Raw genomic sequence first — 19385 nt, forward strand, 5'->3', positions numbered from 1 at the left:
CGTCACCTGAAACGGCTAGTTGCGTACGGCTCCATCAATTGCTCGATCGACTCCGTAGACACCGAGTTCGAGCAGGCGATCAAGGATATCGAGTAGCGCCGTGATGCGCTCTGGGGCGCGAGTCTGCGCCAACCCACGGACCACCAAATCCGAGATGTAATGAGCTTCCCCGGCAGCACCCGTCCTGAGGTCGGCCACGTCTTCGCCATGGATGTCGAGAAAGTGGTGCGCAGCAAGGTCGACGAGATCGTCGACCTTGTCCGGCGCTTCCTGCAGCGTGATGAGCAGTTGTGGGATGGCGTGTACGTAGCTTGGCGACGCGATCAAGTCAGCGAGGAATTCGGCGTAAGGTCGCAGGTCGTCTCCACGCAGGTGACCGGCCAGGTCACCAACCTTCTTCCGAACCTCATCGGCCTCGTCATGCATCAGGCGGCGCAAAGTGGACAGCACGAGTTCTGAATCGGCGGACCGATCAACCCTTGCGGCGCAGACCTCAGCCAGGCCGCCTCGAACTTCCACGTCGCTGGCCAGGGCTCGCTCCACTAGCGCTGGACGCCCCCATTGCAGCGCGGCGAATGCCGCCATGCGCCCCCCTGCCCTCCGAACCTCGGCAGCTGTCGAGCTGAGCATGCGATCGATAACCGGATCGACAACATCTGGATCGGCGTTGCCGATGTAGATCATCAGGTCGTCCAACTTGTCTGAGGCGAGCAAGAGATCGTCGGCGTCGATAAGACGTTCGAAGGCTGCATAGGCAGTTGTCCGCGCGTACCGTAGGCAGGCCGCGACTGTATAGGCCACACAAGCGCGGACGCTCAATACTGGATCGCTCGCCAGTTCGGCGAGGTGCGGGGCTATGAGTTCGGTGCGCGTGCCATCAGAGTCGTGGACCAGTAGGTCGCCGAGCGACTCGGCCAGACTTCCTCGCGAGGTGTTGAATCCGTTCTGGAACAAGTCATGTCCCGGTTGGTGGTCGTCTCGCCGTACGAAGATCGGCGAGTTATCGACAGGGTCGGAAGCGTGCAGCGCCCGGTTTAGGACCATCTCAACAATGTCGAAGGGTATCTCGTCATAGAGGCGTCGGACCGCCCAGCCAAGCCAGCGATCACACGTTTCGAGGCCGAGACTCATGACGTGACGGATCGCGTCGAAGACAGCGTGCTGGGCTTCCTCTGGAATAGCTGATCCTCCGAAACCCCGCAGGATCGCAGCGGGATAGGCCGCCTTGGTCTCGGGCGTCAACTGCATAGCCAATCCAGCGAATCGAAGAGGGTCATCGGCCGTTCGCGTCTCCAGCTGCTGGGCTAACTCGCGAGCACCGCCTATCTCGCTGCCGAAGTCGCGGTCGTCGTTGTCGTGCTTTGCCATCGCCTGCAGCCACTGCGCGTTGCTCATCTTGCCTGTGGCGGGGCCACCAATCGGCGACCCGACGGTGTAGGTGGTGATGCCGGTGGGTGGCTCGGGCAAATCGCAGTCGAACTTGCGCTGATACTCCTGTAGCCGTCGAAGTCCCCACGGTGATAGCCGCCTGCGGTCGAGCGCTGATAGAAACGTGAAGGCGGTGTAGCCGAACGACCGAAGCCTGTAATGGAGGTCGGAAGATTGGTATGTCGCTGGAAGGTCTCGGAGCTGCTCTTCGAGCTGCAGGTGAACCTCATCGCTGACAATCGGCGCGATGGCCTCAACGACCTCGCGTGAGATCCAGTGCGAATCGGATAGGTAGTCTGCTTTAAGGCGGTTGCCGCCTTGGAGAATCAGCTCAGCTGCCCACGGGGCAAAGGTCCCGGCCCCAGCAATGAGAGCGCGATACAACAACGACTGCGCCGCGTCGTGCTCGTTGACGGCCAAGCGCCGCAGTACCGGCTCGATGGTCTCCGGCGATGTCTGCGCCCAGTCTCCGAGCGCGTCCGCCACGCCGTTGTACAAAGCGTCATCGACGTCGCCGTACCCCGACTCCTCACGAAGTCTCAGGCTGAAGTGCCGGTCTTGAAGTAGATGTTGCTCGTGGCGGTCGTAGTGGGTGGCGTTCATGACCGCGAGCAAATGCGGCACGAATGCCTCCGCGAACGCTTGCGGCTCGGCTTTGCATGCTGCCTCGATCATCTGAGTAGCGCTGTACTCATGAATGCCAAGGAGAGTTACCTTGCCATCGTTACCGAGCGCCAGAGCAGATGGACTCTCAACAAAGCAGGCCTTGAGCATCTCGATTGCCCAGAGTGGCTGGTGTTCCGCAAGCCCGTGTGCCGAGAGCCAGATATTCTGATCGGCTGGGTTGATCTCGCCGGCACGGACTGCGTCTAGCAACAACTCGAGAAGCTGCCGGTGATGGTGCAGGTCGGCGCGCCAGGTCACCGAACGGAGCCACGCAACGTAGTCGGGTGACTGCTTCCGCGCCGTCAAGAGATCAGCCACCTCGGCGCAATGCTCGGCGCCGGCGTTGCCCATCCAGTTGATGCTCCTGCCGCGTAGCGCGGCGTCGTCACTGTCGAGCCACCGTTCGATGTGACCCTGGGCGTAGAACTGGCCGAACCAGGTAGGGCGTGCGAGTTGCAGCCACAGCCGTTTCGTGAGCGTAGATTCGCTCTCGGCAAGGCGCAGCACAAGTTCGACATCCTCGAGCGTCGGAGCGCTGACGTTCACGAATACGGCGACCACCGTCTCCTTAATGTGGAAGCGAACATCTGCGCTGCTAAGGACCGACTCGACCTCTGTCCGGAACCGATCGGGATCTCGCTCTCGAAGAAGCTCGAGGAACCGCCGCACCTGCGCGCGTCGGAACAGTTCTTGCTCCTGGGCGCAAAGGAATTCGATCATCGACTGCTGTCGTGACAGCCACTGGCGGGCGAACGTGAAGTCGAAGAAAGTCTCGTGAAAGAAGGAGACCCGGTCATCTTCGATCGCGATGACCTGTTCGGAGGCGAGAACCCGCGCGTGCTTGATGAAGTCGCCAGGACCGAGAATCTCGACGGGGACGGACAACGTCTGGTTGTCGCTCGCAGTGTTGGCGATCCGGGCCAACACGTCGTTGAACAAGGTTCCGGGTCGTCGTTCCTCGGAGGTCTGTTCTTTGCGCTGCCAGAATGCTTCGAAGAGCGATCCTCGGGAGGTGAAGTTCAGGGCACCTGGCTGGTCGGCGATCGTCTCGAGCAGGACGAGGTTGAGCGGTGACCTGAGGAGTGCACGTTGCGTAGCAGTGAGCAAGTCGGGATCGAGACCCATGGCTGAGACAGCGTTCGCCGAGGCTTCGTCAGGTAGCGGCTCAACGGTCAGGCGCTCGACATCGTTCCGCGCATCGAGTTTGCGGATGCGGTGGTCGTTCTCGACGTCGAATAGTCGGCAGGCCAAGATGACGCGCACCCCGTCAACCGCCGTTGCTTCTTGAATGAGATCGGCAATGACGTCGTAGCGCTCCGAGAGGCGACCGGACGCTAACGACACGGCGTCGAGTTGGTCGATAATCAGGAAGGCCTCGCGGCCGTCGGCCGCCCGTCGCAGCGCCGCAACCGGCGAGGTCGAGAGACCCAGCTGAGTGCCCAGTTCCATCGTCGAACCGAAGGCGCCACGGCGGTCAAGCCGGAACGCCAATACCTCGGCGCCCTGTACCTCCAAGTCTCGCGCAGCCTGGTAAAGCACAGAACTCTTGCCGCCACCGCCAGCCCCGACGACAAGGGCAAGTCGGGTCGTAGTCATGAGGTCGACGAGATCTGCAGCTTCCTGTCTCTCGATCGGCGGCGCGAGCAGTTCGCGTTCGATAGTGCCGCGCCAACTCTGGGTCGTTGCCATGACCTGCTCATGGGACGTTCGCCGTGCCACGGCGTCTCGCGGTGTAATGCCGTAGCGGTCGAGAGCGTCGAGCAGTTCACGTCGCGTCACGCGCGTGCGCAGGTTGTCGAGCAGCACTGCACCAATGGCAACCGCCATGAGGTCGCCGGTCGCTCCCTCCAAGCTCACTTCGGCGAGCATGGCGTTGGTCATGACCAGTTGCTCTTCAACTTCAACCTCGATCCACATACCGCGCAGGGTCTGCCAGGCCCTCTCAGAGCTTCCGAAGACATTCGCCGCAGTCAGCTCATCGAAGGTTTCTCCCAACTTCTGTGTTAGCTGATGCTTGACGAACTGCTGTGCGTCCGCCGATTGCCTCGACCGCTCAGCCATGACCCGAAGTGCCCCGCTCGGAGTCATCGAACTAAAGTGGAACTCACGCCCAACGGCAACATGGCGAGCAGCAGCCGCCAGAACTCCGCGACCTCTGAGGGCTGCGATCGTCCAGTGATCAGTGATGTTGTTCTGGCGCTTGACCTGAGTCACCGAGGTATCGCCGTGCTCGTTCACGTAGGTGAACTCCGAGCCGTCAGCCAGCTCAGGGTCGATCTCTTCGAGCGTGAGACTGCGGCGCTCGTCCTGGATGCAGAGCAGAGCGTGACGGATCGCCCAGGCCAACTCGTACTTGTTGCCCAGCTTGTCCGCGACGCCACCACCGGCACCGGCCATTCGGGGTGGTGCCGGATGCTGTGGCGTGGGAGTGGCTGCGCTGATCGGCTGATCGGGTTCTTCGTTATCCAGATCAGAGAGACAGGAAGGAGGGATACCGGTCACAGAACCAGGTTAGGTGATGCGAAGTAACAGCCGGCTTGCCATGAGGTCGCGTTCGGGGTGCCTGGCCAGGATGGGCTGAAATGCGCGGTGTGGTCTGTTGGACTCGCTGCGGCGGTGACTGGCCGTCTTCGTCAGACCGGCTGCATCGAGGAGGGGAGTGAGCCATCGACGCAAGGTGCGGTCGCTCGGCCAGGCGATCTCGGCATTCGGATTGTCCTGGCGGACTCGCTGCTTGGTCTTGTCGAGGAAGTAGAGCACGTCACGCGATGTAGCTCCGATGTGGTCCGCGGTCACCCTCTGCGCAGCTGTCTCGATCTCGACGGGCACTCGTCGGTGCTCTTGGCGCCGCAGGTGCCTGCGATCCACAAGTCCGGCGACTCCGTGCTGTCGGTACGCTGTGACCTTACGGAACAGACTCGCGCGCGATGTCTTCATACCCACGGTCTCGAGCTCAGACAGCTTACGCTGCAAACGGTCTTCCTGGGTTCGATGTCACTAAGTCTCTACTAGGGTGTCAAAGTCTCAGATAGCTTGTCACCCGACAGGGTGGTGGGGCGCTTGAGTCCTGTTGCTGCGCACCGTGATATGCACCGGTCTACTTGACATAATGTATCTTATCGGCGCGGTTGCGTTCACAGACCGCTGATGGCAAATGTGAACGGTCAGCGAAATTGGCGAGTTTTCCCGATTTGGCGAATCCGAAGGCTGTTCTGGCGAGGTTTGATGACACTTCGGGCCCTGCGTGACCGCGACGTCGAGTGTTTGCGCATGATCCATCGGAACGAATCGGCCGAGATCTGGTTGCCCGCCTTGAGGATTGCGAGCCGAATGGCCAAAGCGCGCCATGGTGGATATCCCCTTTCGGCCGCCCGCCGGACTCCGGACTTATGTCACAGTGACGTAAGTTCAACCGCAGCCTGCGGAACGCGCACTCAACCGGCTCTACTGGCGTGCCCCCCGTGAACCGGTGTCATGGGTGAAGGCGATGCCGTCAACGATTCTCCTGGTCAGAGTGGTGAAGAAACATTCGCCAGCCGTTATGAACAGGATCGATCCGAACCTACCAATTTCACCCAATATGGCGAGCCACAGTTCAGAGCCCTGCGGTTGGCCACGATCCTTGCTCGCTCACATCCAATGTTAACCGTCATCGAGATCGGTGAACCGTCATCCACGGTGCCCTGATTTATCTCGAGCGAAATGGGCCGCTTCGGCCAGCAAGTCGCCGCCGGCCTGAGCCAGCAGTAATAGTCCGATCCACAGCTCAGTATTGGTTTGCGCAACAGATGAGAGATTCTCGCTGCTACGCAGTGCGATGTTGCACACAGTACCGATCCGGCAAGTAGTCAGCATGCAACGATCGGTCAGGTGTTACCTGTTCGCCAGAGCGTCATTGCGGCAATCGAGGGCTCCGCCCTCCAGGCCGGTATCGTTCTGAACGCTGAACAGAGGCGCCTTGCTGAACGACTCGCCATGCTCGATCAGCCCGCCGGTCGTCGACGGCGGGCCCGCCGAAACCAAAGCTCACGTGGACTCTATGTACACGGGCCAGCCGGTCGCGGAAAATCTTGGCTGGCTCAAGCATTCTTCGATGCAGCGCCAGTGCCGAAAACCCGGGTGCACTTCCACAACTTCTTCGACGAGTTGCACCTTCGCGTTCACGACTCCCGCGATGATCCGAGAGCGCTGGAGTCCGCACTGAGTGAACTTCTCGGGTCAAGCCGTCTGCTGTTTTTCGACGAGTTTCATGTCCACGATTCCGGCGATGCTCGCCTTCTCACACGCCTTCTCGAGTTCGTGTTCGCTCACCACTTCACGGTGCTGGTCACCTCGAACTATTCGCCGAAGTCGCTGCTGCCCAATCCCATCTGGCACCACACCTTTGAGGCAGGTATCGCGATGATCCAGAACCATCTCGACGTCTACCACCTCGACGGTCCTACCGACTACCGGACGCAGTCACCACACCACACCACGGGCTTCGCGTCTGGCAAGTGGCTGACCGCCTCGCCACCCGGTGACTTTCCATCAAACGACGAGAGGGTGACGCTCACCGTTCGGGGTCGAGAATTCCCTGTCTTGGCGGTCCGCAACGACCAGCTGTGGATCTCGTTTGCGCAACTCTGCGACTCACCACTATCGACGATCGAGTATCTCTACTGGGCGGACGCGTTCGGTGATTGGGTAATAACCGACATCCCACTGTTCGACGAGGCAAGCCGCGAAGCGCAGCAGCGGTTTGTCAATGTCATCGACATTCTGGCCGACACCGACACCCCCACAACATTCATCGCAACACATACGGTCGCCGACTTCCTCGCGACTGAAACCACGCGCCCAGACGCCTTCCGCATGGCAAGCCGACTCCAGCTGCTTCACAGCTAACCAGCGAGAAACAACTCGTCCTCCATCAACACGTTTCGCCAGTTTCATCTAGGTGGTTCGGCTCGCCCTAGCCGAGCGAGGTCGCCGGCTTGCGTCACTCGTTGCGGAAATCGGATCACCGATGCTGTCAGGTGTCACAGTGGGCAGCGCGTCATAGAGTACGTCGGGCCCGCACCAACTCACGCGCACAAACCAGCTGAGACTGCGTCATGCCGGCGCGCCGACATCGTCTGATTGACTCCGCGGCATCCCTCACACAGGGATATACCTTTCTTGGTATATCCGTTCCGGCTGTTGGATCCCGCCGCGGGTCTGCCCTCAGATCGCTGATGCGACCAACCCCCGCTTTTGGTGTGAAAAGCTTTGTGTCGTAGGCTCTTCACCCGTGCCCAACCTCGCTGCCCGTGCTTCCGTGACCGACGCCACGCTGAGGGAATGTGTATGGTGCTCGTCCGACGAGGAGGTTGTTGACCTCCGTAACGAACCGCGGTGCGGGCGCTGCCGCGCCGCGGAGCAGACCATCGCCGAGGCCCGCGAGTTCATCGCGTTCTATGCTCTTCGCCCATTGGGCGGGTCCCTGGAGTCCGACGATGAGGAGGAGCGCGAGCATCGGGTCGCAGCTCGTGAGGCGAGTGCGGTGCTGACCAATACTCGTACACACACTCCGCCTCGTCGCACGTCTCAGACGGGAAGGAGTGCCGCCCTAGCCCGACCCGGTGCTACCGCCACAAGGGCAGATGCGCGGGGCGCGGCTGGAACAGGACGATCCGCCAAGCCGGACACCGCTCGACGCCCAGACGTTTCCCGGCCCGACCACGCCGAACTCGCGAGCCGAGCCGAAGGATTGCTTGCGCAGCTCACCGAACTCGAGGAACGCCTCGCCGTCGCGAAACGTGACTCCGGTCTCAGCGGCAAGGCCAAGGTGTCAGATCTGACCGCGAAACGCGAGTCCGTGTTGCGGACGCTGGCCGCATTGGAGAAGGCCAAGCGGGCGCTGGAGTCAGTCTGACTTTCGCACGTCGTTACGGCCTGGCGGCGCCGATCGGCTCAGTGGCGAAAGCCCTCATTCACTACCAGATAGCGGTAAGGACTCGCTCGCGAATATTGCCACTGTGGATAGCCGACTGACCTGTGGATTTCTACCACGGTCCGGATGCCCGATTCCCCTATCGTTGGCGACATGTCGAGGCAAAACCAGTCATCGAGATCGGGCCGACGAGGTCGCACACAAGGCAGGCGCGGGGTTGATCGCGCACGTCCCTGGCTGTCCGATGGTCTGCCCCGAATACACCGGGAGCTGACCCAGGCATATCGCGATCTGTCGGTCGAATGGATCGCATACGTCGACATGGTCAGTGCACGCGACGCCGAATACGACACCGAGTTGGACGCACTCGCCGCCGACGGCCACGGTCCAGGTGATGCCGATTTCGACGCGGTGGTCACACAGAAACTCGACAATATCGCTCTCCACCGCATGCTCTGCGGGAACGTGATGCACTCGGTGACGGCTGTTGAGGTGCTGGATGACCTGACTCCGGTGTGGGTCCCGGAGGCGGTCAACGATGCGCTCGCATCGATCGAAGTCCCGACAGGCGACGCGCGAAGCCTCACGGGGATAGGCGCGTCCGGACTGTTCGTCTTCGGCAAATCCCCCGTGCGCGCTCGCGAGAGCCTTCCGGGTGGGCAGACAATGCCTGAGGTCGACGTCGACGGCGTGCTGTGGTGGACGAAGACGGCAGTGCACGATGGTGCGTCCTCTGCCCTCACGGAGGGCGTGCCTCGCAGACTGATGCTGGCTCCGCTGACGCGCAGTCGTGATCTGCAGTGGCTGCGCGGCGACGGATGGCGAACGTCTACGCTCACCGAGGTGACCTGTTTGGACGTCACCACAGTCCGAGGTGTCGATGTACCAGAAGCGCTCTGGCCTTGTGTCGAGCTGCTGACGAGAATCGGAACCGCGCTGCAGCACAAGAGTCTTCGCCGTATCGGCGGATCGATCGCGACGCTGGACGCTGCCTGAGACACGTCCTGGATCTGGCGAGAGCCGCCGAAGACGTCGTCTTCGATGTAGCGGCGCAGAGCGTCGGCTGCTTGCATTCACCTCTACGGTTGCAACGCCTTGCTGACCACCCGCATCACCTTTCGGCGCGCCGCACCCCGAACGCTGCGCGGCGCCGGCGGCGGACCGGTTTCGGTGCCGAATCGTGGGAACAGTCGTGCAGCGTTGGACCATTCGATGGCGTCACGCTGTTGCGTGCTGAGGTCGGCGTAGTTCTCCAGGTTGGCAGCGAAGTAGGAACCAGCGGTCAGTGGGGCAAACGGCCAGTCGGAGCCGAAGGTGATGTGCCCGGGCTGAGCGAACGCGAGAAGGCTTGGCAACGATGCGGCACTGGCGGTCAATGCGAGGTCGAAGTAGAAGGTGCGGAACTCGTCGAGGACGTCGAGAATGCTGCGACCTGTGTCGCCTGCGATGGCAATGGCCATTCGATGGGCGGCGTACGGCACGAATCCGCCGCCGTGGCTGAGGAGGAAACGGACATCGGGATATTGCTCCCGGATCTTGTTGCGCACGAGGAGGTATGCGGCGCGAGTGGTGTCCAGGAGGAAGTCTGCGGCGAACGGCGGGATCCCGGGAACCGCCGGGCTCGGTAGTTCGGCGGGATGAATGAACGCGACGGCTTTGCGAGCGTTGAGTTCGGACCACAACGGCTCGAGACCAGGCTCGCCCAGATATCGGCCGGCCGAGTTGGCCAGCAGCACCACGCCATCGGCGTGCAAGTCGTCGAGCGCGCGGATCGCTTCGGCGGTCGCGAGTTCTGCGTGAGGGGTGGGAAGTGTTGCGAAGAAGCCGAAGCGCTGTGGCCTGTCCCGGACAAGGTCTGCGCAGTAGTCGTTGATTTCACTCGCAAGACGCACGGCGGCCGCTGCGTCGTCGAGGAAAGTCGTCCCCGGGGTGGACACCGACAGGATGGCGGTGTGCACGGCCAACGCGTCCATCGTCTCGATCGATGTGTCCGGACTCCAGTCCGGCAGGTCGCGTCCTCCGGCTGCTTCGATTCCCGCCGACGCCAAGGCTGCCCGGTACGACGGCGGGATGAGGTGATGGTGGGTGTCGATGCGCAACGTCATTGTCTACTCAATCTGTGGTCGGGTGGTCAGTTGTCCGGGATGCCGACGCCTGCGAGCGCAGGTACGGAGTCCTCGTCGTGGCGCAGCGAGGTCACCCCGCGGCGAAACTGATCGAGCTTGTCGACGATGGTCTGCCCCTCAGGCGTGTGTCCCCAGATACTGATACCGCGGTGAGTGCTTGGTTCCCAGGTCTTCTCGTCGACGGTGAGCGGGTTCCACCCGACCTCCCACTCGAAGCCTGACGGTGTCTGAGCATAGAAGGACAGCTCCTTGTCGTTGGTGTGCTGCCCGACCGACAACGCCATGCCGAAACCCAACTGCTTGACTCGCTGGTAGGCCTGGGTCATGTCGTCGAGCGAGGCGACCTCGATGTTCAGGTGCTGTACCCGGGTGCGGATCGGATTGATCGGCAGCGTGCGAACATTGGCGATGGCGATCGAGTGATGGCGTTCGTTGACGCGCAGGAACCGGATCTTGAGCTTGGCTCCGCTGATCGTCTCGTCGATGTAGTCGGTGAGGCGGGCGTCGAACACGGTGTTGTAGTAGCCACGCATCTGGTGAGGCTTACTCGAGGTGATCGCCACATGTCCCATTCCGGCTGTGCCGGTGACGAATCCCCCGCGGTTGGTCATCGCGAGTGGTTCATCGGTGAGGTGTGCGCGAGTGAAGATCTCCTGGGCCAAGCGGTTGGGGCCGGGAAAGCGGATCAGCCGTTCCACCCCGCGGATGGCGGCATCGTCGTCGGTGCCGGCCACTGTGGGTACGCCGCGATTGGTCACCCGGCTGACGATCTGATCGAACGACTCGTGGTCGTCGAGTTCCCAACCCAGGGCAACGACGTCCTCGGCTGGGCCGCGCACGACGATGAATCGCGCTTGGTGGTCGTCGAGGCGAAACCGGATCACCTCTGGTGACACTTCGTCGAGATGCATTCCGATGGCATCTTTTCCGAATCGTCGCCACTCGCTGAATCGTAGGCTTTCGATGACGATGTACCCCAGGTGCACGTTGCCGAACACCGAGGGCGCGTCGGTGATGGAGGTGTTCATCGTCGGATCCTTCATGCGTACGTGCCGTCGAGGAAGTCCGCGACGACGCGGTTGAAGAGGTCGGCCCGTTCCCACTGAACCCAGTGGCCGGTCCGTGCCGGCATCATCAGATCGGCGTTGGGCATCAGGTCGACCAGCATCTGACCACCCGCCGGACGATTGACCTTGTCGTTCTGGCCCCAGATGACCAGGGTGCGGGTTGTGAGCGCGCGCAAGCGTGGGTCGCGGGTGAAGTCCATGCGCCACAGGGTCTTCAGCGCGCCGAGACCGGATGGACGCCGCAGGGGTGGGTTGGCAACGACGTCCGGGTCGATCGACGAGCGGTAGCGCTCCTCGATCGCCGCCTCCGGCACGGCTTCTGCGTCGTAAACCAGGTATGTGCGGATGAAGTCTTCGAGCTTGTCACGACTGGGGCCTGAGCCGGTGTAGTAGCCGAGAAGCGCGTTGAGGCCCTTGGTGGGGGCACCGCGTGTGGTGCCGATTCCGCCTGGTCCCATCAAGACCAGACGGTCGACGCGGTGCGGTGTGTCCAGGGCCAGTCGCAACGCGCAGGCACCGCCGTAGGAATTGCCCACCAGGTGGGCGGTATCGAGTCCGAGGTGATCGAGCAGCGCACGGATTGCGTCGGCGAGGGCGCCGAACGGATCGGTCTGATCGAGATTCTTGCTGCTGCGCCCGTAGCCGGGCAGGTCGGGCACGATCACGCGGAAACGGGTGGCCAGGGCGTCGATGTTGCGAACGTAGTTCGACATGCCCGAGGCGCCTGGTCCGCCGCCGTGCAGGAGCACGACCGGCGTGCCGGTGCCACTCTCGGTGTAGAAGATCTCGGTGTCGCCGTTGACTGTGATGGTGTGGGAGGCGCTGTCGGAGGCCAACATCAGGTTTCCTTCATCGTGAGGTGGCGGTCGCCGCACGCAATCCTGCGGGCGGTGCTGGGAGGGTTTGGCCGGAATGGGCCGCGCCATAGACGAAGCCGTCGGGGCGCAGAACAACTGTCGACGCACGATGCTTGCCGAACCACGTCCGGAGTATGCCGTCGGTGTCGACGACGGCGCCCGGTTCCGGAGCCGACACCGCCGGCAGCACTCTGACCTGTTCCACGCCACAGGAGTGCCACGCAGGGTGGTGACGACCGTCGAGACTGAGCAGTCGCCAGCGCCCGCTCAGTACGTGGTCGAGGCGTACGCGTGATCCGTGCTCGTCGAGCACCCACGGCTGTGGAATCTGCCATCCGTGGGCCGGGTGGGTCTGGTCGCTGAACAGTCCGTCGGCATAGTGGGCATCCGGGATCCACTTGGTGTCCACCATCCACCGTGGGAACGGGGAGAACCTCGAGACCATCCGAAACGCGTGATTGCGCAACATCGCCGCCCAGGGGCGACGTTCGGTGATCACCTTGCCGGCGAACACAGCGTGTGCAGTGGTCTCGCGCACGTGAGGTTCTCGTTCGAGCTGGTAGCTGTCGAGCGCGGACTCCGGGAGGCTTCCGTCGATGACCGCAGCGAGTTTCCAGCACAGGTTGGCGGCGTCGCGGACACCTGACGCCATCCCCTGCCCGATCCACGGCGGCATCGCGTGCGCCGCGTCGCCGGCGAGGAACACCCGGCCGACTCGCCAACGATCGGCCACTCGCACGTGATGGCTGTACACCACCGCGCGCAGGATCTCGACGTTGTCCTCGGTGATTCCCTGGCTGTGCAGGATGGACCAGATGGCTTGGTGGGTGACGAGGTGGTTCTCGTCTTCGCCATCGCGGACCGGGAACTCCCAACGGTGATGACCGAGCGGCGTCGGACAGTCCACCGTGGGACGTGCCGGGTCGCAGTGAAAACGCAGTCGTGAGCTGCCGTCCCAATCGCAGAGCACCTTCGTGTCGATGACGACCCAGCGTTCGGTGTACGTCTTGCCTTGATATCCGATCCCCAGCTGCCCCCGTGTTGCCGAGGATCCGCCGTCAGCGGCGATGACGTACGACGCGTGGATCCGGACGAAGCTGTCCTCGGCCAGATCGGCCGCCAGTATCTCGGCGTGCTCGGTGCCGGTGAGCACCTTGAGGCACTCGTGTCGGGTCAGCACGGTCACATTGGGAAACCGCTCCACCCCGGCACGCAAGGTCTTGTCGACGGCGGGTTGGTAGATGAACTGCTGGGGCGGGTGGCCGGCGCCTCGCGACGTCGGCTGCACCTCCGCGAACGGCCTGCCCTCGGAGTCGACGAATGCGACGACACCGCCGGGAAGCATGTCCAGCTGCAGGCGATCGGCCAGGCCGACCTGCTGCCAGATACGCATGACCTCTTCGTCTGTCGATATCGCGCGGGCACGACCGTAGACGTCCGGATCACGTTCGAGAACAACCACATTCAAACCTTGCTGGCCAAGGAGGTTGGCCGCGGTGACCCCGGTGGGTCCATAGCCGATGATCGCGACGTCACAGTGCGGAGTGTCGGACACAGAAGTCTCCTCGAACCAGACCTCGCTGCCAGGGTGAGATGCCAGATAAACGAACTGTAGTGATCACTACGGTAAGTCCTTGACCCGGGGCCGTCAAGGACTTACTGTAGCGACCACTACGGCAATTTGCCGGACGCTCCCGGACGATTCCAGAAGGGTGGACCAATGGCAGACACATCCCGGCGACGCCGCGCCAACGGCGAGGCGTCGAGAGCCAAGATCCTTGATGCAGCAACCGAAATCGCCAGTGAACGCGGATACGAGGGAACGAGTATCAACCTGGTCAGCAAGCGGTGTGGTCTGCCGGCGAGTTCGATCTACTGGCACTTCGCCGACAAAGACGACCTCATTGCAGCCGTGATCGAGCGCAGTTTCGGTCGTTGGTTGTCGGCGTGGAGCATGCCGGACGACGGGACGCCCCGTGACCGGGTCGCCGAGATGACGATGCAGGTGGCCAAGGCGCTGCTGGAGTCACCCGATTTTCTGCGGCTCGGGCTGATGCTCGCGTTGGAACGCCGACCGGTCGAACCGCGCGCCCGCGAGATGTATCTACAAGTGCGTGCCCAAGCCCAGGCCCAGTTACGCGAAGCTGCCCAGGACCTGTCCCCGGACCTCGACGAGGCGGCGCTCGATCAACTCGCCACGTACGCCATGGCCGGTGCCGACGGCCTTTTCATCGCCAAGGAGATCGGCGGTGACTCAGTGGATTTGCCGGCCATGTTCGAACTCCACGGTCGCATGGTCATCGATGCCGCACTCCGGCTTGCCGAATCAACCCGAGACGAGTACTCATGAGCTCTCCCCTACCCGCCGCCGACCTGGATACCTGGGCGGACCGGTTGCACAGCGCGTTGGTCGACAGTGCGCCGATCCTTCCGTTGAGCGACAGCATTCCCGACCTCGACGTGGCCGGCGCCTATGCGATCCAACAGCGTAATCTCACTCGCCTGCTGGGCGAGGGCGCTCGGCTGGTCGGCCGAAAGATCGGTCTGACGTCCGCGCCGATGCAGCAATTGCTCGGAGTCGACGAGCCGGATTACGGATTCGTTCTCGACACCATGGTGTTCCCCGACGGTGGCTCCATTCCGCTGTCGTCGCTGTGCGCGCCACGGGTCGAGCCGGAGATCGCATTCCGGCTCAACCGTCCGCTGCGGGGGCCAGGTGTCGGCGTCGCCGATGTCCTCGATGCGACCGACGCTGTCGCGGCTGCCCTCGAGATCGTCGACAGCCGGATCGCCGATTGGCGAATCACCCTGTGCGACACCGTTGCCGACAACGCCAGCTCCGCCGCAGTGGTCCTCGGTCCCTGGCTGCCGATCAACGACGCACCCGACCTCGACGACATCACCGCATCCCTGTACGTCAATGACGAACAGGTCGACCAGGGGGTCGCCACCGCGGTTCTCGGTCACCCAGCCGAAGCGGTGGCGTGGCTGGTGAACGCCCTGGCCGCGTTCGACACCGGACTGCAGGCCGGGGAGTTCGTCATGTCCGGATCGATCACCGCGGCCGTGTTCGTCCACGCCGGTGACACAGCGTCCGCGGACTTGTCCGGCCTGGGCCGCGTCTCCATCGACTTCACCTGAAAGAGCCCACCGATGACCAAAACACAGCGCTACCCGGTTGCCATCATCGGGTCGGGAAACATCGGCACCGATCTGATGATCAAGATCCTCCGAAGCGACGGCCCCCTCGAGGTGGTCGCCATGGTGGGGATCGACCCGAACTCCGACGGCTTGGCGCGTGCCGAGCGCTTGGGCGTCGCCACCACCGCCGAGGGGATCGACGGGTTGCTCGCCATGGACGAATTCGCAGATGTCCGGCTGGTTTTCGACGCCACCTCTGCCGGTGCGCACCGCGCCAACTGGCTCACACTCGAGGCCACCAAGGTCCGGGTGCTCGATCTCACGCCCGCGTCGATCGGTCCGTTTTGCGTGCCGGTGGTCAATCTCGATGAGCACCTCGATGCGCCGAACCTGAACATGGTGACGTGTGGCGGGCAGGCGACCGTGCCGATCGTCGCCGCCGTCGGCGCAATCGCGCCGGTGTCGTACGCCGAGATCATCTCCTCGATCTCCTCCAGATCGGCAGGGCCGGGAACGCGCGCGAACATCGACGAGTTCACCGAGACCACCGCCACCGCACTGCGCGAGGTGGGGGGCGCGCAGCGCGGCAAGGCAGTGATGATCCTCAACCCGGCCGACCCGCCTATCCTCATGCGCAACACCGTGTACTGCCTGGTCGACGGCGACACCGACCACTCGGCTATCGAAGCGTCGATCACCGAGATGGTCGAACGGGTCAACGGCTATGTGCCCGGCTACCGACTCAAGCAACGCGTGCAGTTCGAGACGTTCACCGCGGACAACCCGCTCTACATCCCCGAGACCGGCACGTTCAGCGGTACACGGGTCACCACGATGCTCGAAGTGACCGGCGCAGCTCACTATTTGCCCGCCTACGCCGGCAATCTCGACATCATGACCTCGGCCGCCAAAGCCACTGCCGAACACATCGCCGTTCACGCCACCCAGGCCACAGGAGTCCCATCATGACCGCGGTGTACCTCAGCGACGTCACGCTGCGGGACGGCATGCACGCGATCCGGCACCAGTACACGACCGAGCAGGCGGTTGCCATCGCGACTGCACTCGACACCGCAGGAGTGGATTCGATCGAGGTCGCGCACGGTGATGGACTTGCCGGTTCGAGCTGTATCTACGGCTTCGGCGCCCACACCGATCTGGAATGGATCGAAGCCGTTGCCGGCGCGGTCGAGCGCGCCACGGTGGCGACGCTGCTGTTGCCCGGGATCGGTACCGTGCACCACCTCAAAGACGCTTACCGCGCCGGCGCGCGCACAGTGCGTGTCGCGACACACTGCACCGAAGCGGACATCTCCGCCCAACACATCGCGGCTGCCCGCGAACTCGACATGGACACCGTCGGCTTTCTGATGATGAGTCACATGGCCACCCCGCAGGAGTTGGCCCGTCAAGCCGCCTTGATGGAGTCCTACGGCGCCACGTGTGTGTATGTCGTCGATTCGGGCGGTGCGATGACCATGCGTGACATCGCCGAGCGCTGCGACGCCTTGCGTGGAGTTCTGCACGGCGACACCGAGATCGGCATCCATGCCCACCACAACCTCTCACTCGGTGTGGCCAACTCTCTGGTGGCCGTCGAGCATGGCGCGACCCGTGTCGACGCGTCGCTGGCCGGTATGGGCGCCGGCGCAGGTAACGCCCCGCTGGAGGTGTTCGTGGCAGCCGCCTCGCGTCTCGGTATCGACCACCCCTGCGATCTCCATGCGCTCGAGGACGCCGCCGACGACATCGTCCGTCCATTGCAGGACCGTCCCGTGCGCGTCGATCGCGAAACCCTGACCCTGGGCTACGCGGGGGTGTATTCCAGCTTCCTGCGTCACGCCGAGACCATCGCCGAACGCTACGACATCGATGCACGCAGCGTGCTGGTGGAAGCGGGTCGCCGGGGCATGGTCGGTGGTCAAGAAGACATGCTCGTCGACATCGCGCTGGATCTGCTTGCCGATGGTCAATCGCAGACTCCCGCGGTCGACGATGACTCGATGGCCGATGTCTGAGACGTCCTCCTCCGCGGGGGTATGTCGGCGTCGATGATCTCGGTTGCGGTCGTCCTGTTCGTCGCTGCGATCGGATGCGCCCTCAAAGCTCCTCGACAACAACCCGACAGCGACGCCACCGATAACCGGTGAGTCACACCTGGCCACCTGATATCCGAGTCCAGCCGAGATCGTCGATCTCGACGTAGTCACCAGTTCATTCCCCGAAAGGCCCATAGCCGATGACCTCCACCCCGAATCCGTCCTCGCGCAGTAACATTGAGGCCCCGTCTGCAGTGAGTCGTCGATCGCTGCTCATCGGTGCCGGCGCGGTGGCTGCCGGAGCCGCGGTTGCGACCAGCGCTGCACCAGCGGCGGCTGCACCTGCTCCTTCGGGGCGCTACCGGATCGACCTCCACGCCCATTTCCTCCCACCGGAGTACCGTGCCGCCCTGCTCGAACACGGGCACTTCACCATCGGGGGCTACCCCACCCCACAATGGTCGCCGGAATCAGCGATCGACTTCATGGACCGATGGGGCATTCAATCCCAGGCACTGTCGGTGTCCGACCCGGGCGTGTCCTTTCTGCGTGGCAAGGAAGCCCGCGATCTTGCCCGCTACTGCAACACATACGCCGCCCGACTCTTCCGAACCCACCGCACCCGCTTCGGCGCATTTGCCGTGCTGCCCATGCCCGATGTCGCGGCCTCGATCGCCGAACTCGAGTACGCACTCGACACCCTCCACCTCGATGGCGTGGTGTTGTTGTCCGCGTACGACGGCGTCTATCTCGGCGATCCGCGGTTCGAGCCACTCATGGCGGCGCTCAACCGCCGCAAGGCGTTCGTGTTCGTCCACCCCGCCGCCATCCCCGACAACGCCAAACCCTCACTCCCACTACCGGACTTCCTCGAAGAATTCACCTTCGACACAACCCGTGCAGCAACCCTGATGCTCGCCGGCGGCACTCTGCGCCGCTACCCCGGCATCCGGTTTCAACTCGCCCACGCCGGCGGGACGTTGCCATTCCTGTCATGGCGCGTCGGCGTCCTTGCCGAAACACCCGTCGGCAACCATTGGCCCGCCGGCGCTCCCCGTCCTTCGGCCCTTGACGTGCAACAACTGATCCGCACGTTCTACTTCGACACCGCCCTGAGCGCGTCCGAAGCTGCGATGCGGTCGGTGCTGGCGGTCGCACCGCGTTCCCATATCGTCTTCGGCTCCGACTGGCCCTTCAGCCAAACCGTGTTCCTCGAGGGCGGCGGCGACCCGGCTCGCGGACTGAGCGACGTTTTCAACGCCGGCCAACGCTACGAGATCGAGCGCATCAACCCGTTGCAGCAACTGCCCCGGTTGCGCGCTGCCGTGAGCTGAAAGATCAAAGAGGTCGAGTATCAAAGGTACGGACGCGTGGTGACCTCTGAAAGTGCTTGCGCGAACGACGCGGTCCGACCGAGGTGGACAGCGAAGGTCTGTTCACATTCGCTGCGCTGTGCGACATCCTCGAATGCACACCCAACGGTTGTTCGAACAGGCCGAGCGGACAGAACCCATCACTACTACTACGAACCGCACTTTGGTACCACGCACTGAGTCGGACTCACCGTAAGCTGGGTCAATGGCGGCCACCTCCACCACAACGCGTGCAGGCAAGGTCCAGGTCGCCGCCGCCGCTACCGTCGGCTTCGTAGTCGCCATATTTGTCGTGATCCCGCTCGCCCATCTGACACGGAGTCGGCTGGGATTGCCGGAACCCACCGCCGCGCCGCTGGATGCACCAGTGGACAGGCCGATCATCGCCACGTACTGGGTTCCGTGGTTGCTGGCGTGGGCGGTGCTACTCGTTCCCGGGATCGCGTTCATGCTCCCGGTACGCACCCGCCGGGCCGGCTGGGCGTACTCGCTGGCGGTTGGGGCAACGGCCGGAGTGATCGCGCTATTTGGGGCGTGGATCGATTGGGGCCTCGGATAGGCCTTGTCGATCAGGCCGCGTTTCTCGCAACTCGTCCAACGTCAATGACGAACGATGCGACCCGTCACCCCGGAAGCGTGCTCTATGCCGGCGTATGTTTCATCCTTGCCGCGCTGATCGTTGCCGCGGTGGCGACAGGAACACCCAGAACGTTCGACCCGAGCATCAACAACCAGATTTCAACGGAGCGTCGTCACCGAGCAGTGAGGGTTCGT

The 19385-nt window shown here is 63.2% G+C and carries 16 protein-coding genes; 10 read left to right on the forward strand and 6 right to left on the reverse strand.

Features of this window, described 5'->3' with window-relative positions; all coding sequences use genetic code 11:
• Window positions 1-15 precede the first annotated feature (15 nt).
• Window positions 16-4596, reverse strand: coding sequence for an NACHT domain-containing protein (locus tag IDF66_RS21315; RefSeq protein WP_223309953.1), 4581 nt, complete (start codon window positions 4594-4596; stop codon window positions 16-18).
• A gap of 9 nt (window positions 4597-4605) precedes the next feature.
• Window positions 4606-4923 carry a hypothetical protein gene (locus tag IDF66_RS21320; RefSeq protein ID WP_190268517.1) on the reverse strand — a complete coding sequence of 106 codons (318 nt, stop codon included), beginning with the start codon at window positions 4921-4923 and terminating at the stop codon, window positions 4606-4608.
• A 645-nt stretch (window positions 4924-5568) separates the two neighbouring features.
• Between IDF66_RS21320 and IDF66_RS21325 the strand changes: the two genes are divergently transcribed.
• The 4 genes from IDF66_RS21325 (at window position 5569) to IDF66_RS21340 (ending at window position 9004) form a co-directional block, all read left to right on the forward strand.
• Window positions 5569-5781 (forward strand): hypothetical protein, encoded by a 213-nt coding sequence (locus IDF66_RS21325; protein ID WP_190268518.1) that lies wholly within the window; start codon window positions 5569-5571, stop codon window positions 5779-5781.
• A 183-nt stretch (window positions 5782-5964) separates the two neighbouring features.
• Window positions 5965-6981, forward strand: coding sequence for a cell division protein ZapE (gene zapE / locus IDF66_RS21330; protein ID WP_190268519.1), 1017 nt, complete (start codon window positions 5965-5967; stop codon window positions 6979-6981).
• A gap of 412 nt (window positions 6982-7393) precedes the next feature.
• On the forward strand, window positions 7394-7990 hold the full coding sequence (locus tag IDF66_RS21335) for a hypothetical protein (RefSeq protein ID WP_190268671.1): 597 nt from the start codon (window positions 7394-7396) through the stop codon (window positions 7988-7990).
• Between the two features lie 339 nt (window positions 7991-8329).
• Window positions 8330-9004 (forward strand): hypothetical protein, encoded by a 675-nt coding sequence (locus IDF66_RS21340; RefSeq protein ID WP_190268520.1) that lies wholly within the window; start codon window positions 8330-8332, stop codon window positions 9002-9004.
• Between the two features lie 83 nt (window positions 9005-9087).
• Here IDF66_RS21340 and IDF66_RS21345 read toward each other — a convergent pair whose 3' ends face one another.
• Genes IDF66_RS21345 through IDF66_RS21360 form a run of 4 tightly spaced genes read right to left on the reverse strand, consistent with a single transcriptional unit; the run spans window position 9088 to window position 13613 of the window.
• Window positions 9088-10113, reverse strand: coding sequence for an amidohydrolase family protein (locus tag IDF66_RS21345; RefSeq protein ID WP_190268521.1), 1026 nt, complete (start codon window positions 10111-10113; stop codon window positions 9088-9090).
• A gap of 26 nt (window positions 10114-10139) precedes the next feature.
• A complete protein-coding gene (locus tag IDF66_RS21350; RefSeq protein ID WP_190268522.1) occupies window positions 10140-11162 on the reverse strand; it encodes a VOC family protein in 1023 nt (340 codons plus the stop codon).
• An 11-nt stretch (window positions 11163-11173) separates the two neighbouring features.
• On the reverse strand, window positions 11174-12040 hold the full coding sequence (locus tag IDF66_RS21355; RefSeq protein WP_190268523.1) for an alpha/beta fold hydrolase: 867 nt from the start codon (window positions 12038-12040) through the stop codon (window positions 11174-11176).
• Window positions 12041-12050: 10 nt separating this feature from the next.
• On the reverse strand, window positions 12051-13613 hold the full coding sequence (locus IDF66_RS21360) for a bifunctional 3-(3-hydroxy-phenyl)propionate/3-hydroxycinnamic acid hydroxylase (RefSeq protein ID WP_190268524.1): 1563 nt from the start codon (window positions 13611-13613) through the stop codon (window positions 12051-12053).
• Window positions 13614-13778: 165 nt separating this feature from the next.
• Here IDF66_RS21360 and IDF66_RS21365 point away from each other — a divergent pair, with 165 nt between their 5' ends.
• The 6 genes from IDF66_RS21365 to IDF66_RS21390 all read left to right on the forward strand — a co-directional run bounded on the left by IDF66_RS21365 (window position 13779) and on the right by IDF66_RS21390 (window position 19170).
• Complete coding sequence (locus IDF66_RS21365) at window positions 13779-14408, forward strand: TetR/AcrR family transcriptional regulator (protein WP_164309791.1); 630 nt, start codon at window positions 13779-13781, stop codon at window positions 14406-14408.
• The gene (locus IDF66_RS21370; RefSeq protein WP_190268525.1) at window positions 14405-15199 is read left to right on the forward strand and encodes a 2-keto-4-pentenoate hydratase; all 795 of its coding nucleotides are present in this window, start codon (window positions 14405-14407) and stop codon (window positions 15197-15199) included. The genes IDF66_RS21365 and IDF66_RS21370 overlap by 4 nt, the downstream gene beginning before the upstream one ends.
• 12 nt (window positions 15200-15211) lie before the next feature.
• Complete coding sequence (locus tag IDF66_RS21375) at window positions 15212-16168, forward strand: acetaldehyde dehydrogenase (acetylating) (protein WP_190268526.1); 957 nt, start codon at window positions 15212-15214, stop codon at window positions 16166-16168.
• Window positions 16165-17217, forward strand: coding sequence for a 4-hydroxy-2-oxovalerate aldolase (gene dmpG, locus IDF66_RS21380; protein ID WP_190268527.1), 1053 nt, complete (start codon window positions 16165-16167; stop codon window positions 17215-17217). Before IDF66_RS21375 ends, dmpG begins: the two co-directional genes overlap by 4 nt.
• Before the next feature lie 275 nt (window positions 17218-17492).
• Complete coding sequence (locus IDF66_RS21385; RefSeq protein ID WP_317628797.1) at window positions 17493-18572, forward strand: amidohydrolase family protein; 1080 nt, start codon at window positions 17493-17495, stop codon at window positions 18570-18572.
• 244 nt (window positions 18573-18816) lie between these two features.
• On the forward strand, window positions 18817-19170 hold the full coding sequence (locus IDF66_RS21390) for a hypothetical protein (RefSeq protein ID WP_190268529.1): 354 nt from the start codon (window positions 18817-18819) through the stop codon (window positions 19168-19170).
• The last annotated feature ends 215 nt before the right edge of the window (window positions 19171-19385 follow it).

The sequence above is a fragment of the Gordonia hankookensis genome (genome assembly GCF_014673215.1).
GTDB lineage: Bacteria > Actinomycetota > Actinomycetes > Mycobacteriales > Mycobacteriaceae > Gordonia > Gordonia hankookensis.

Bases quoted from the DNA above. Each gene is read 5' to 3' on its own strand.
- IDF66_RS21340 (WP_190268520.1), top strand. From the start codon at position 8,330: ATGGTCAGTGCACGCGACGCCGAATACGACACCGAGTTGGACGCACTC.
- IDF66_RS21355 (WP_190268523.1), bottom strand. From the start codon at position 12,040: ATGTTGGCCTCCGACAGCGCCTCCCACACCATCACAGTCAACGGCGAC.
- IDF66_RS21375 (WP_190268526.1), top strand. From the start codon at position 15,212: ATGACCAAAACACAGCGCTACCCGGTTGCCATCATCGGGTCGGGAAAC.
- IDF66_RS21370 (WP_190268525.1), top strand. From the start codon at position 14,405: ATGAGCTCTCCCCTACCCGCCGCCGACCTGGATACCTGGGCGGACCGG.
- IDF66_RS21350 (WP_190268522.1), bottom strand. From the start codon at position 11,162: ATGAACACCTCCATCACCGACGCGCCCTCGGTGTTCGGCAACGTGCAC.
- IDF66_RS21345 (WP_190268521.1), bottom strand. From the start codon at position 10,113: ATGACGTTGCGCATCGACACCCACCATCACCTCATCCCGCCGTCGTAC.
- dmpG (WP_190268527.1), top strand. From the start codon at position 16,165: ATGACCGCGGTGTACCTCAGCGACGTCACGCTGCGGGACGGCATGCAC.
- IDF66_RS21390 (WP_190268529.1), top strand. From the start codon at position 18,817: ATGGCGGCCACCTCCACCACAACGCGTGCAGGCAAGGTCCAGGTCGCC.
- IDF66_RS21365 (WP_164309791.1), top strand. From the start codon at position 13,779: ATGGCAGACACATCCCGGCGACGCCGCGCCAACGGCGAGGCGTCGAGA.
- IDF66_RS21325 (WP_190268518.1), top strand. From the start codon at position 5,569: ATGGGTGAAGGCGATGCCGTCAACGATTCTCCTGGTCAGAGTGGTGAA.